Source organism: Psychrosphaera sp. 1_MG-2023, from assembly GCF_030548245.1.
Lineage (GTDB): Bacteria > Pseudomonadota > Gammaproteobacteria > Enterobacterales > Alteromonadaceae > Psychrosphaera > Psychrosphaera algicola.
In genome coordinates this window covers 116,495-130,248 of sequence record NZ_JAUORW010000008.1, presented here as the reverse complement: position 1 = coordinate 130,248, position 13,754 = coordinate 116,495, and the positions used below count along the sequence as shown (strand labels likewise).

At 41.1% G+C, this 13,754-nt stretch carries 10 protein-coding genes; 6 read left to right on the top strand and 4 right to left on the bottom strand.

What is annotated here, in order from left to right; all coding sequences use genetic code 11:
• Positions 1-6 precede the first annotated feature (6 nt).
• The 4 genes from dapF to Q4575_RS09580 all read left to right on the top strand — a co-directional run bounded on the left by dapF (position 7) and on the right by Q4575_RS09580 (position 4,293).
• On the top strand, positions 7-837 hold the full coding sequence (dapF, locus tag Q4575_RS09595; RefSeq protein ID WP_215962547.1) for a diaminopimelate epimerase: 831 nt from the start codon (positions 7-9) through the stop codon (positions 835-837).
• On the top strand, positions 834-1,493 hold the full coding sequence (locus Q4575_RS09590) for a DUF484 family protein (RefSeq protein ID WP_215962546.1): 660 nt from the start codon (positions 834-836) through the stop codon (positions 1,491-1,493). The genes dapF and Q4575_RS09590 overlap by 4 nt, the downstream gene beginning before the upstream one ends.
• Entirely contained in the window at positions 1,486-2,418 is a 933-nt protein-coding gene (gene xerC, locus Q4575_RS09585; protein WP_303522621.1) for a tyrosine recombinase XerC, read from the top strand. Before Q4575_RS09590 ends, xerC begins: the two co-directional genes overlap by 8 nt.
• Positions 2,419-2,601: 183 nt before the next feature.
• On the top strand, positions 2,602-4,293 hold the full coding sequence (locus tag Q4575_RS09580) for a response regulator (RefSeq protein ID WP_215962545.1): 1,692 nt from the start codon (positions 2,602-2,604) through the stop codon (positions 4,291-4,293).
• A gap of 69 nt (positions 4,294-4,362) precedes the next feature.
• On the opposite strand, the gene Q4575_RS09575 is transcribed toward Q4575_RS09580, so the two are convergent.
• From Q4575_RS09575 to Q4575_RS09560, 4 genes are read right to left on the bottom strand one after another with little or no spacing between them, the layout of a single operon-like run.
• Positions 4,363-5,580 carry a sensor histidine kinase KdpD gene (locus tag Q4575_RS09575; RefSeq protein WP_215962544.1) on the bottom strand — a complete coding sequence of 406 codons (1,218 nt, stop codon included), beginning with the start codon at positions 5,578-5,580 and terminating at the stop codon, positions 4,363-4,365.
• Entirely contained in the window at positions 5,567-6,265 is a 699-nt protein-coding gene (locus Q4575_RS09570; RefSeq protein WP_303522618.1) for a response regulator transcription factor, read from the bottom strand. Before Q4575_RS09570 ends, Q4575_RS09575 begins: the two co-directional genes overlap by 14 nt.
• On the bottom strand, positions 6,265-6,636 hold the full coding sequence (locus Q4575_RS09565; protein ID WP_215962542.1) for a DUF3019 domain-containing protein: 372 nt from the start codon (positions 6,634-6,636) through the stop codon (positions 6,265-6,267). Before Q4575_RS09565 ends, Q4575_RS09570 begins: the two co-directional genes overlap by 1 nt.
• Positions 6,624-7,451, bottom strand: a complete 828-nt coding sequence (locus Q4575_RS09560; RefSeq protein WP_303522616.1) for a MipA/OmpV family protein — start codon at positions 7,449-7,451, stop codon at positions 6,624-6,626. The genes Q4575_RS09565 and Q4575_RS09560 overlap by 13 nt, the downstream gene beginning before the upstream one ends.
• A 197-nt stretch (positions 7,452-7,648) precedes the next feature.
• Here Q4575_RS09560 and Q4575_RS09555 point away from each other — a divergent pair, with 197 nt between their 5' ends.
• Complete coding sequence (locus tag Q4575_RS09555) at positions 7,649-12,898, top strand: S8 family serine peptidase (RefSeq protein ID WP_303522614.1); 5,250 nt, start codon at positions 7,649-7,651, stop codon at positions 12,896-12,898.
• A 371-nt stretch (positions 12,899-13,269) separates the two neighbouring features.
• Complete coding sequence (locus Q4575_RS09550; protein ID WP_215962539.1) at positions 13,270-13,671, top strand: hypothetical protein; 402 nt, start codon at positions 13,270-13,272, stop codon at positions 13,669-13,671.
• Positions 13,672-13,754 lie beyond the last annotated feature (83 nt).

Here is a 13,754-nt window from a genome sequence, read left to right as displayed (position 1 = left end):
TCGAACATGATGTTAAATTTCACCAAAATGCACGGCTTAGGTAATGACTTTATGGTTGTTGATGGCGTGACACAAAATGTGTTTTTGTCACCGGATCATATTAAAAAGTTAGCCGATAGAAATTTTGGTATTGGCTTCGACCAATTGTTGTTGGTCGAACCGCCTTATGACCCAGACTTAGATTTTCATTATCGAATATTTAACGCTGACGGAACGGAAGTGTCACAGTGTGGAAACGGCGCTCGTTGTTTTGCTCGCTTTGTGCATTTAAAAGGCCTAACCAATAAAACGGCGATTAAGGTCAGTACAAAATCTGGCAATATGGTGTTGTACCTCGAAAACAACAACCAAGTTACTGTAAACATGGGCCGTCCGATATTAGAACCCAAAAAAGTGCCATTTACTGCACAGCAACAAGAAAATACTTATTTGCTTCGCAGTAACAACGACACGGTAATGTGTGGTGTCGCCTCTATGGGTAACCCGCATTGCGTGGTAATTGTCGATGACGTAGACACCGCTTCGGTTGAAGATCTCGGTGCTCGTTTAGAATGCCATGAACGGTTCCCAGAAAAAGCCAATATTGGTTTTATGCAGATCCTGTCCCGTGACCACGTTAAATTGCGTGTTTACGAACGAGGTGCCGGTGAAACACTGGCTTGCGGCAGTGGCGCATGTGCCGCTGTGGTCGTCGGGCGAATTCAAGATTTACTAAACAGTAAAGTTCAAGTAGATTTACCAGGTGGTACATTACATATTCGATGGCATGATGAAAACTCACCGGTCAAGATGACTGGACCTGCAGAATATGTTTTTGATGGACAATTACATTTATGAGTAAAGCGTTGACACCTAATTTTGACGAGTTGGAATTGGATGCTGAATTGGTAAAAGAATACCTACAGCAAAATCCCGACTTTTTTCTCCAGCATCCTGAGCTAGTGACTCAGTTAAAAATCCCCCATGTAGCAAAGGGGGCGATTTCTCTATTGGAAAAACGTCAAGAGGTACAACGCGATAAAATTACGCTGATGGAAGAAGAATTAACCTCATTAATGGGCCATGCCCGTGCCAATGAGATTATTTTTAAAGCGATTAGCCAAATCTATATTTCATTGGTTGGTTGCCAATCGATTAGTGATTTAGAACAGGCGGTTAATAAAGTCTGCCAAGAGCATTTGTATTTAGTGCAATTTAGGTTGCTGCAACCTGAAGACGAAGCTTACTTGCACCTACAAGCTAAATTAAATTCCAAAGGCACGTATTTAGGTCGCCTTAAAGCCGACCTAATGGACGTTGTTTTTGATCAACCCGCTGGCTCGGTTGCATTAATAGAAGTTGTGCACGAGTCTGAAGATGACGAGCAAATTTTTGGTATCGGAGCGTTTGCAGCAAAGCAACACGACCATTTCCAACCACACATGGATACATTTTTTATCCGTGAACTCGCGCGGCTTCTCAGTCAGCACTTTGTGCATTTAGTACGTGAATAAGATTGAGTTAAACTCAGACACGCTCCCCACAGAGTTGGTTGACCTAACCACTCGATATTTACAATACCTCAAGTTTGAACGCGCTTATTCTGACCATACCGTTAGCAATTATAGCCATACATTAATAAGTTTAATGACGTTTTCTGCGGAAAAAAACCTTGTTCGCTGGCAAGATATTGACGATACGTTGTTGAAGCAGTGGATTGGTCAGTTTAAACGAGAAGGATTAAAGGCTAGTTCGATCCAACTTCATTTGTCTGCGGTTCGTGGCTTGTTTAAATATTTGGTGTCAAAGCGCGAGATTGCAATAAATCCAGCCGACTTGCTGGTTTCTCCTAAACAAGATAGACCGTTACCTAAAAATTTAGAAACCGATGAAGTGCATCACTTATTGTCGTTTATTCCGGAATCAGATATTGAATTTCGCGACAAAGCTTATATGGAACTATTTTATTCATCTGGGTTACGTTTAGCTGAATTGACCGGGTTAGACGTTGTCGATGTTGATGTGCAAGAATGTATGGTTAAAGTCACTGGTAAAGGCAACAAACAACGAATCGTGCCTGTTGGCAGCGTAGCGATTAACGCGATTGTTGACTGGATAAAAGTACGACCAAGCTTAAATAAACACAATATCGATGCGCTTTTCATCAGTAAGCTGGGTAACCGTTTAAGCGCGAGACAAATTCAACAGCGATTAAAATATTGGGGTCAAAAGCTTGGAATGGCCAATACGGTCCACCCCCATAAATTACGTCATTCCTTTGCTACGCATATTTTAGAATCAAGTGCCGATCTGCGTTCAGTGCAAGAATTATTAGGTCACGCAAATTTAAGTACAACACAAATTTATACACATTTGGACTTTCAACATTTAGCCAAAGTGTATGATCAGGCACATCCAAGAGCAAAAAAGTCTAACTAAATTAGAAAACTAAGCTGTAAATTTGACTAACCAGCCTATAATTTAGAAATAGCAACCCTCGTAAGGTGCTCAAGTGATGGCCATAAATAATGGATGAGAGTGTAGATTAACTAGTATTAATGTACCGTTGGCGATTACCGAAATTGTCAATAATATGTCCGGAACTAAGAGATGTAGGATCAAATGGAACATATTGGGTTAAACAAAATAACAAACTTCAATGAGCTTAATGTATTAGTTATTGATGACAATATATTGGTTCACGACCTTATAAAACATACCTTCTATGATATGGGTATTGTTAATGTGCGTTGTGCCGAAAATGCGTTTTATGGTTTAAGACTGTGTACCGAAATGCAATTTCATATCGTGATCTGTGCGTTTAATGTAAAAAGTGATAAAGATGGATTTCATATTTTAGAAGAAATGAAATTTAAAGGCTTTGTGACTAAACAAACCGTACTGATATTTTTAAGTTCTGAAACAGACGAAACCTTAGTTAATAGTATCGCTGAATTGCAACCTGATGATTTTTGGGTTAAACCTCTAAACGCAAAAAATGTAACGACTCGCTTGAGTTATATTCTGGATGTTAAGCGTAAGTTATTTAATGTTTTTGAATGCATTGATAATGGCGATTTTAGTAAGGCAATTTATTACGCTGAACGACATATTAAAAACCCTGAACTAAAAAAATACCACATGAACCTCAGACGCCTAAAAGGTGAATGTTTGTTGTCGTTGATGGAATTTGTGGATGCGGAAGAATATTACCGTGAGTTACGTCAAAAATATAAAATGTCTTGGGTCTACCTCGGTTTTGTAAATGCGTTGTTAAAGCAAAATAAGATCGATGAAATTGATCAGTTGCTTGACTCAATGACCCACAGAGTGGACACCCGATTTGCGACCTACGATCTTTTAGCGCAATACTATGTTGACAATGAAGACTATGTAAAAGCCTACGATGAAATTAAAAAAGCGGCTGAGTTAGCGCCGAGAAATATCGCAAGAAACAAAAAAGTTTGGGATTTAGCACGACTGAATCATGATCAACGTGAGCAGTACCACGCAACGGTTAACATGGCTAAATTTGCTAAAAAGTCAGTTCACGACTCCCCTGAGTTACTTCTAAATGTGATCCGTTCAGCCATCGACTTGGCAACGTCAGTTGATGTGCATGAGTCGCTAGATTTATTGGGGAAAGCCGATAAATACATTCATCAACTCGAAGTCGATTACGAAGATGCGGGGCATTTTAAAGAGCAACTGATTGTTGCCAGAGCTCGAATATTTAATGCTAGAGAAGAAAAACAAAAAGCGCTTAGGTTAGTTGAAATGCAAGTTTCGCCTAGACCAAATATGTCAGTAGAGGACAATTTGGACAAGGTAAAAGTTTTCCACGAACTAGGTATGCGAGAAGAAGCCCTAGCGTTACTTGAGGCGGTGAAAAAGCAAATTGCCTGTGATTCATTAGCCGGTGCAGTTACAAATAAATTTGTTGAGCAAGAAGCGGAAGAAAAAGCGGAAATTCATTTTACCCCTAAGCAGTTAAATAGCATGGCCGTAGAGTTTTTCAAGCGCAAGAAAATGGCACCAGCGTTAGATTCATTGCATAAAGCACTAAGGCTCACGCCTAGGAATATCAAGGTGGCTTTAAGCTTGTTAAAGGTTATCCAGGCAATACATCGCTCTGAAGGGTTGGATTTAGACCAGAAAGAACTTGCTAAAAGTACATTGCAAATGATTGACAGTGGCGAGCTCGAAGATAAACAAAAATTGCACTATGACGAAATACGAGCTGAGTTAGGACCAATTGTATGTGTTGATGAAGCCGGTGATGTTGAAGAGGGTGATATCGTCACACCAATCTAACTAGGAAAGACCTTAGTGTTACCTTTGATTATCTCTTTAGACGTTAATAGTCGCAGTAATTGAGCATCGTTACTGCGACATAACTATTGGTAAATGCAGTGCCACTTTCGCACCGCCGTATACAGACTTAGAAATTGCCATTTGGCCGTCATGTTGCTCTGTCACACGGCGAACGACTGCAAGGCCAATTTGGTGATGTTCCGGAATAATATCGTCATTCGAAGATGTCTGATCCCATCCTAAACCATCGTCTTCAACAGCCAACAATAACGTTTTATGCTCTACGCTGGCAGTTATCCATATATTATGTTGGCAGAATCGAAGGGCATTGCTCACTAAGTTCGTTATCGCCCGGGCAAGCAGTTTTATATCCGCATTAATTACTATTCCTTCTGCAATGTTTAAATGAATAGTGCGATCTTTGTCTTCAATAAATACTTCGGTTAATGCTTTTACTTCGCGAAGTAATTCGGTGGACGTTATATTAAGCGGTTGCTCCCGGTATTCATTTTTTGCAAGCCGCAGATAATCATAAATATTCGCTTCAATATCGTTAAGATTATTTTCAATTTGACCTTTCGACTGTGCAAGGGTTTCTTGTTTGCTCATATGGTTGATAAATTTCAGCCGAGCAAGGGGCGTTTTTATATCATGACAAACGGTTTCCGCCATTTCCGCCTGAAAGCGATTTAGGTGCTCAATCCGTGTGGTTAAGTTTCTCAGTGACTCCGCAAGAGGTTGTAAATAGGAACGAGAACTTAGGCTAAACTTGGGGAACTTCCCAAACTTGATCTCATCAAGGGCACTGTTGCGTAAAATTTCAATGTCGTTGAATAATGACCGACTGAATAGAAATAGAATAAGGAACAGCAAAAAGTAAAATAAGTAAACAAGGTCTAGAGTAAACTCAGCAGACGCCGGCCAATCTATCCGGTTAATGCAAAGTAACTTATCGCTATTGTCGGTAAGACATAACATTCTTTTGCCTTGGCTGTCGGTCAATTCAAATAGCGGCTGCTCATTTGTTGGTAATGCGCCGGCCCAGTATTCAGCAGGGTATTCAACGAATAAAGCACCGTCACATGACGATTTTGACTGCGCATCGCATCGAATCGGCCGATTTTTAGCTGTAAGCTGTTGAACGTTTTGCAACACAAGTGCGGCGTCAATTACTGGCGGTTGATCACTTTGGGCTGATTCAAAAATTTGGTCGACACTAAATATCAGCAACAACAAAGTGATAGCTAAAGCGAAATAGAATCGTAATAAAGGGTTATTGACCTTCAATGTGATCATCCTTTGACAAGTAATATCCTTCACCCCAGGCGGTAATCACATTCCAGCTCGGGTCAATTAATTGCAGTTTTTTACGAAGCCGAGATGCTCTGCCATCCATTGCGCGGTCGATACCGTCGTATTCACGACCAAGATGGTGCTGAAACAACCATTCGCGACTGACTACGTGTCCAAACTGAGCCAGTAAAGCGGTTAACAACCTAAATTCAGCAGAGGTTAGATTTAACTTTTCGCCATTTAAGTAACTTGTTTTAGAGTTTGTATCTAGCGTCAGGTTACCCATTTGAAATAAAGTTTGCTGGGGTTTAACTTGCCTATCCAATTTGAAAAACACATTTATTTTTGCCAGCAATAGTTCGGGGTTTATCGGTTTAACTAAATAGTCCTCAGCCCCTAACTCATAACCTTTTAATTGGCTTTTTGTGTCAGTCAGGGCTGTCATAAATAAAATAGGGCCGGCAAACTCTGCGCGGACTTCTTGTACAAATTCGAAGCCATTTTTGCCCGGCAGATTAATGTCGCAAAGTAACATGTCAAATTGTTGCTCGGGCAATTGTTTTAGCGCCGTATGGGCCTGACTAAAGTGAGTCACAATAAACCCCTGGTCTTGCAAATAGGCCTTTATCAAACGAGCGAGTTCAAGGTCGTCTTCTAAAATTAAAATATGACGTTTCATTAAAACAAACTCCAGCTTAGCCGACGTTTTTTTAAAGCTGGGCGTTCTGCACTTAGTAGTTTTATTGTGTGACTGTCGACTTGTTGGCTTGTTTTGGCATCCACTAATTGAATAGTGGTGTCGCTGTAAAGTTGGATGCTGAGGTGGATGTTTTCTACTGATTTAGCGCATTGGATTTGGTGTTCATGGCCGGATATTTTTAGGCAGGCGGTTTTGTTATGTCGCCAACTTATTGTCAAATCGACATTACAGATGGGATCGGTTTGATATAAGCAAACTCTGGGCAGTACGTCGAAAGTCGCATCAGCACTAAAAGACTTAAGGCTATTGAGGGTAATAAATACACAAAGTAATTTGCCTACGGCATCCATATTAATCCCATAAACATAATATCGTGATGTTGTTTAACGATATGAATACTGCCGTCAAAATTTGAAGGCATCCACTCTCGGCGCGCATGGAGCAAAATGCGGAGTTCCTCATTGAGCTTCCAACTCGTTTCTAGTTTAAAGGATGGTAGCCAACTCGCACCGGGCAAAAATTGATAACTACCAGTGGTGTCTGCATGGGTTACACTAAAATAGTAATCGCTGTATTTCTTATCTAAATAACGAATGCCCGCGGTCGTCGCGATGGAAAATTGTTCTGTTTGGAATAGCCCTCGTAATTCATTGGAAAACTCATACCCGTTATGAACCGAAGTGATGTCAGTATGCATCGCTGATTTGAATTGAAAATGCTCAGAATGCCAAAATACACTGGCACCTGCGAGGTAGCTTGAACGACGAGTTTGTGGTGTTAGTAAATCTTGTAACGGTGTATTAAAGGGGGCGTTTAGAGGCAGATCGGGGTTTGCCATTATCCCTCTTAATAATGCATCTGATACCGAATCGCCGCGAAACAAGAGTGAATCAAAACTCTGTTTGCTGGTTAAATCGAATGACCAATCATTTAATTCGGCAAAGTTATAACCTAAATCTAGGTTCTCAATATAGAAGTTGTTGTGGTAATAAGACCAACGAGGCAGCAAGTAAAAATTTTGCTCGCTTCCGTGGGCCATAATCGAAGAATATGAACCATAACCAATCGCAATACTGGCACTTAGTTGTTCCTCATCCGCTTTTACACAAAAGCCAAGAGAAATAACCATTGTTAAGCTAATGGCAAAGTGGAGCAACGTTTTCATAAAAAAATGGTACCTAAATAAGTTCTATCAATTTTATATCAAATCCAACCCTATAAAAGTATCGCTAATTATTGATCTGTACACTTTTGCACTCTTTTAAAAATAAATTCACGTTATAACCGCTTAACGAATGAGCAACTCCAAGGTGCTCATTCCAATAAATATTATAGAAATAGTATATAAATTTCGGAGTTAATGTGAAAAATAGCAAAATAGCAATAACTGCTTTGTCGGTGCTTTATGGTTTGGGGTTAGCAGCATCAGTTGATGCAGCGCCATCAAACAAAACATCGGCAAATGGGGTAATACAACAAGTCGATTTAACAACAATAAAGAAACGGAATCACACAGTTCCAAATTCTCTAAACAGAATTAAAACAATGCCAGGGGCTAGAAATCAATTAATAAATAATGCCTCTGCTAAAAGTAAATTTGCCCAGGTAGAACCTCATGATGGCAAACGAGCGTACATTATCCAACTGAAAGATCAACCAATTGCCACCTATACCGGCAATATCAAAGGCTTGCCAGCAACCGCGCGTAGTACGATTGCAAATGAGTTAACGGCTAAGCAAGGTAATGTGAAACGGGCAAGAAGTAACAGTCCGGCAGCCAATGCTAAAACAATAGATCAGATCCAGCAAACCCGCACACAAGCCTACAAAACGTATCTGACTTCTAAAAAACAACTGGTACTTAATAACGTTAGAGCCAAAGGCGGTGACGACAAAGTCCGTGCAGATTATTTTAGTTCGTTAAACGGCATGTCGTTAAATCTAACGTACAACGAAGCGTTAAATCTAGCGGAAATGAAGGAAGTTAAACTTGTTCAACCTTCAAGAATGTTGCAGTTACATACTGACACTGGGCCGCAATTTATTGGTGCTGATAAAGTGTGGGCCGGTCAAACGTCAACAGATGTTGGTTACAAAGGTGAAGGCATCATCGTTGGTATTATCGATACCGGTATTAATAGTGACCATGTGGCGTTTGCCGACATCGGTGGTGATGGTTATGACCACACAAATCCTTTGGGCACTGGCGTTTATTTGGGTGATTGTGCCGACGGAACCGTGCAATGTAACGACAAGTTAATTGGTGTCTATTCGTGGCCTGTTATTACCGATACATATGGTGATTTAGCGCCTGCTACCGGTGAAGATTATCAAGGCCATGGCTCTCATACTGCGGGGACTGCGGCTGGTAATTACGTTGAAAACGTACCGTTATTGTCAGCATCGTTAGGCGACGGTGATGGGGTGGAAAAAGGTTATACTTTTGCATCTACATCAGGTGTTGCGCCCCATGCCAATATCATTTCGTACCAAGCATGTGAATTAGCGGGCTGTCCAGAAGAAGCATTAGTATTAGCGCTCGAACAGGCAATTGAAGATGGCGTAGATGTTATTAATTTCTCGATAGGTGGGGGAGAACCATTTCCGTGGGAAGACGCTACTGAACTTGCGATGTTAGCGGCGCGCGAAGCGGGTATATCCATCGCAGTTTCTGCGGGTAATGCCGGTGGAGATGATAACAACACTTACTTTGCTAGCCTGAGTCATTCAGCACCTTGGTCTATGGTTGTTGCGGCGTCGACCCACGACCGAGTCATTGATGTTAATAATAGTATTTTGACCTTAAGTGGTGGTCTTAATGTTCCTTGGATAGATGTTAATCCAGACGCTGATTGGCCAGATGGTATTGCTGGATATTCCACAACTGGAATTGAAAATGGCACCCCTGTTGTTGCTGTGGATTACGGTGACGAGTTATGTCTAAATCCATTTGCGGAAGGCACATTTACATCTGACCAAATCGTGATTTGTAAACGAGGTGAAAATGCTCGCGTTTCTAAAGCTTACAATGTTATGGCTGGTGGCGCAGGTGGTTTTATCTTATATAACGATTTATATAATTGGGAAGGCACAGAACAAGAACTCGGTTTAATCGACGATACATTCCCACTACCAGGTTTGCATGTTGGACGATCAACCGGTGAAAGCATAATTAGTTGGATTAATGATGGTGGTGAAGACCACAAAATGTCAATTAGCGCAGGTTCAGTGGACGTTTTCCAAGATGATTCGGCAGCTGATATTCTAGCTGGCTTTTCTTCCTTAGGGCCGTCAACAACCTTTAAGCATCACATGTCGCCGAATATTTCGGCACCAGGTGTTAATATTTTAGCGCCATACGCGGATGAACATCCATTAAACCCTGACTCAGCTTTGTCGCAAGACTGGACGGTTATCAGTGGTACGTCGATGGCCAGCCCACATGTGGCTGGTGCTATGGCATTAGTACGCCAAGCTAACCCAGATTGGACCGCAGCTGAAGTGCAGTCTGCATTGCAAATGACGTCGCAAAATACGGTTCGTAGAAATGTTGAACCAGATATTGCACCTGAAGGTTTACCGGCAACCGTACATCGCGCAGGCTCGGGCCGTATCGATGTTGCGGCCGCAGTCAAAGCCGGTTTGATAATGGATGAAACCGTTGAAAACTTTGAATTGGCTAATCCCGTGGAAGGTGGTGATGTACGCCAACTTAATTTACCACAATTAATGGATTCTAATTGTCGTGGTGGTGTTTGTTCGTGGCTTAGAACGGTTACGGCAACCGAAGATGGTACATGGACTATTACCGAGGGCGATTGGGTCTATGACCGTTGGACGTCACTTTATGAAGGCGAAATAAATATACAAAACGCCAAAATGGAATTCTACCCGTCGACATTCACCTTAAAAGCGGGTGAGTCACAAAGTATTATTGTTAAAGCTGATATTAAAGATGTTCAATATCAGTATGATACGCGACTTACTGGTTCGGGTGATTACGAAGGTCTGGAGTTATGGAACAACGTTTACCTAACATCTAGTAACGCCACTACGCCAGATTCTCACTGGCCAGTATCAATTAACTTTGACCGCAAAGGTATGCCTGAAAACGTAAATGTTACCGTCAACCGCGACCAAGGTGCATACCATGTTGCCAACCTACCAATGCCAGTAACAAGTGATATTGCTTATCTTGGTCACGGTCCGGTGAAAGCGGATGTTACGGAAATTACGTTACCGCAGGACAACAATCACAAACCTATCTATTCGGGTCCTTCAACCGACTGGGAAGGCAATGAAGTTCTAAGTACTGAGCATTACAAAGTTGATTTAATTGATATTCCTGAAAACACCGCGCGTTTTGTTGTTGAAGTGTTGGGGCATGAAGCTGGACCTGGTGTGCAGGAAAATGTCGGTAATGTTAATGGTTCACTGGCAATTCATATTGGTATCGATACAGACGGTAATGGTTTACCAGATTTTGATAACGAATGGGTTTGTTCGTCAACGACTCAAATCGAATTAAACTACTGTAGCTTAACTAAACCAAATGCCGGTCAATATTGGGTAGTTTACTCAAATACCTCTGCCAATATGTATGACTGGGCTGTTGAAGACATTGAGTTTTTTGAAGAGTGGTATGGATTTTCACCAGACTTACTAAAAGATACTTATTCCATAGCTACGGCAGTAGTTCCGATGGACCAAAATAACTTGAGCGTAACGGGCCCTGCGGCAAATACGGAAGCGAAAATTGGCCTAGATCTATCATGGGATTTGGATGATTTAGTCGAAGGTGACGTAGCTTACGGCGCATTTGAAATTGGCTCGAATAATGTTTCTAATGCATACGGCTTTGTACCACTTCGCTTAGAGCGAGGCCCAGATGACGTTACTATCACCAATAAAAACCGCGCTCGTGGTGGTGAAACGCTAGACGTTAGTGTCCATGTCGTACCGAATAATACTGGGATGGATAGAGATATTGATCTAAGTTTATCTTTACCAGAAGGTGTGACGTTGGTAGAAGGCTCACTTAACGTAAATTATCCTGAGTTAGCACCTGGGTTAGTTATGGATGGCAATGTTATTCGACTAACCGGGACACAACCTGATTCGTCCAATTGGGCTCGTTCTTATAAGGTTACAACAAGTGTTGAAGATGAACTTTGTCAGGTACCTAACTATGGTAGCAATGACAGAGGTTTTGTTGGCCTTTACGAAAATTATGGATTTACACCAGAAGTTGGTGGGTCTTCTATCGATTGGGCTGGTTCATGGAATGATGATTGGACTGAGTTTAGTAACCAATTTGAATTACCGTTAAGTCAGTTTTGGGGCGAAGACGGTCATATTAATTTGTTTAACAATGAGTCATACCGTAAATACTCAAACCTTTACTTGTCACCTCAAGGGTTTGTTTCATTTGATAATGCGTGGTCAGGAAGTCAACACGCTGTTAGTCAACCGTTCCCTTATCTAATGAACCCTTATGCGCCATTTATTGGTGTGTTGTGGAAAGGTCAAACGTTACCAGGCGCAGGCTTTAATCAAGTCATTGAAGCACTATCTACGCCATTAAATATCGACTATGGCGATCCTTCGAAAATGTCTGGGATGATGGTTGCCTATGCCATTGACGAAGCGAGTGAACAAGACGATATTATCATTGAGTGGTTAAATTCACGCTCGGAAAGTATTGAAGCAAGTTGGTTTGGTGAAAATATCGTGCCAGACAGCGAACGTGACGACCGCTATACATTTAATTTAATCCTACATAATGGTAATCGCTTTGGTGCAGGTCAGTTTGAAATTATCATGGCATACGGTGGATTAGATTACGCAGATGTGGGTGATTACGGCTCGGTTGGTCTACATGGTAATTACGGCCCAATTGATATCTTTGGTTTTCCATTTGGTGAAGAGATTGGGGTTAACTATGCTTACAACGACTTGAGCTCTAAATTACAAGAGAACATGGCCGTTTGTTACGACTATACAGGACCTGAAGCGAGCCAGTTTGATGTTTCATTCCAAGTACGCGTATCTGAACTTGCAGCGGGCAAAGCGCTTGATATCGAACTACAAAGCCATGTATCGGGAATGGGTGATGTTTCTATAATCTCACCTGTTGAAGTTGTTGGTAACTTAACGGTACCTCAAATGAATGACTTAGAAGTTGATGAAAACGGCTCAGTTGATTTACTTGTCGCTTATGTCGATTCTGACATTAACCCTAACGTGATATCAGTTGAAGGTGAACACATTAGCGCGGTTGTTCATGGTCATCAAATTGGTTCGAAGGTTACAATAACCCCAGAAGCCAACTGGTATGGTGAAACTGAAGTTATGGTGAAAGTTGCTGACAGCAGTAATCCTACAGACATGGGTTACTCGACCTTTATGTTAACCGTGGTTTCTGATGGTGTGGCACATGTATTAGGTTGTATGGACTCAACAGCAACTAACTATGATGCTGAAGCAACAGAAAGCAACGATAGCTGCCAGTATGCCGTCGCTAAACAAGAAAAAGACAGTAAAGGAGGCTCAATGGCATTTTTATCTTTGTTATTAGTACCATTACTTATGTTTAGAAGACGCACTAAGTAAAACGTTCGTTTTGATAATCAAAGGTTTTCCAAATTGGAAAACCTTTTTTTTTGCTGATTTTTATCCTTAATCAGGTATTCCGCGCAGCCATGTTTTAAAAATCGTGACTTTGCAAAACTTGTTGCAAAAAGCCGTTGGACTATAGCGACAAACTCGCTAAAGTATCACACAACAAGATGTGTGCCTCTGATTGAGGTGTGACTGTCGATAGGGAATATCAGTTGTAGCGAGTTCAAACAAGGAATGTTTTTAAGGTAACTTAATACGCCAATATCAGCATTCCTCGATTTGTACTCCTTAGCCAACAGAGTTTTTCTACTAGTTCAGCGTTTTGTTTAACTTAAATAGGGTGTTAATTTACAAGGGTTTGTATGAAAAATTTAGTGTTTTTAGTGGTGTTAATGTTTGTTTCTAGCGTGTCATATGCGAGCTCTATTGAAAGCTTCAATAATATAGAAATAAACCCACATAATGATTCCTCGCATAAGGTTACTGCGACAATCCATCTTATCGTAGATTCACCATTTGGACAGGCGGAAGATACATTGGCCGCAAGAGAAATAATTGCGATGGCTTTGAGTAATTTGACGTTAAAAGAGTTAACTCTCAATGGCGTCGAGACAGCGAAACACCATATTTTGAAGCAAGTAAAATCGGGTGGTTTTATTGATGGTAGCAATGTTAATAATGTCTATGTAACTGATTTGTTTGTTACCTTTACTGGGGCTAGTCACACCACGGTACTATCAAGGTCAGGTAAAAAATCTGGATAATGTAAGGGAGTTAGTGGAGGGTAATTCCTCCGCACTCGGCAGGACACTCTGAATATCGCTTAAGTTCAACTAAATTTACAAGC

Coding starts and splice junctions, on each gene's coding strand:
- dapF (WP_215962547.1), top strand. CDS start 7: ATGATGTTAAATTTCACCAAAATGCACGGCTTAGGTAATGACTTTATG.
- Q4575_RS09590 (WP_215962546.1), top strand. CDS start 834: ATGAGTAAAGCGTTGACACCTAATTTTGACGAGTTGGAATTGGATGCT.
- Q4575_RS09580 (WP_215962545.1), top strand. CDS start 2,602: ATGGAACATATTGGGTTAAACAAAATAACAAACTTCAATGAGCTTAAT.
- Q4575_RS09570 (WP_303522618.1), bottom strand. CDS start 6,265: ATGAAACGTCATATTTTAATTTTAGAAGACGACCTTGAACTCGCTCGT.
- Q4575_RS09565 (WP_215962542.1), bottom strand. CDS start 6,636: ATGGATGCCGTAGGCAAATTACTTTGTGTATTTATTACCCTCAATAGC.
- Q4575_RS09560 (WP_303522616.1), bottom strand. CDS start 7,451: ATGAAAACGTTGCTCCACTTTGCCATTAGCTTAACAATGGTTATTTCT.
- Q4575_RS09550 (WP_215962539.1), top strand. CDS start 13,270: ATGAAAAATTTAGTGTTTTTAGTGGTGTTAATGTTTGTTTCTAGCGTG.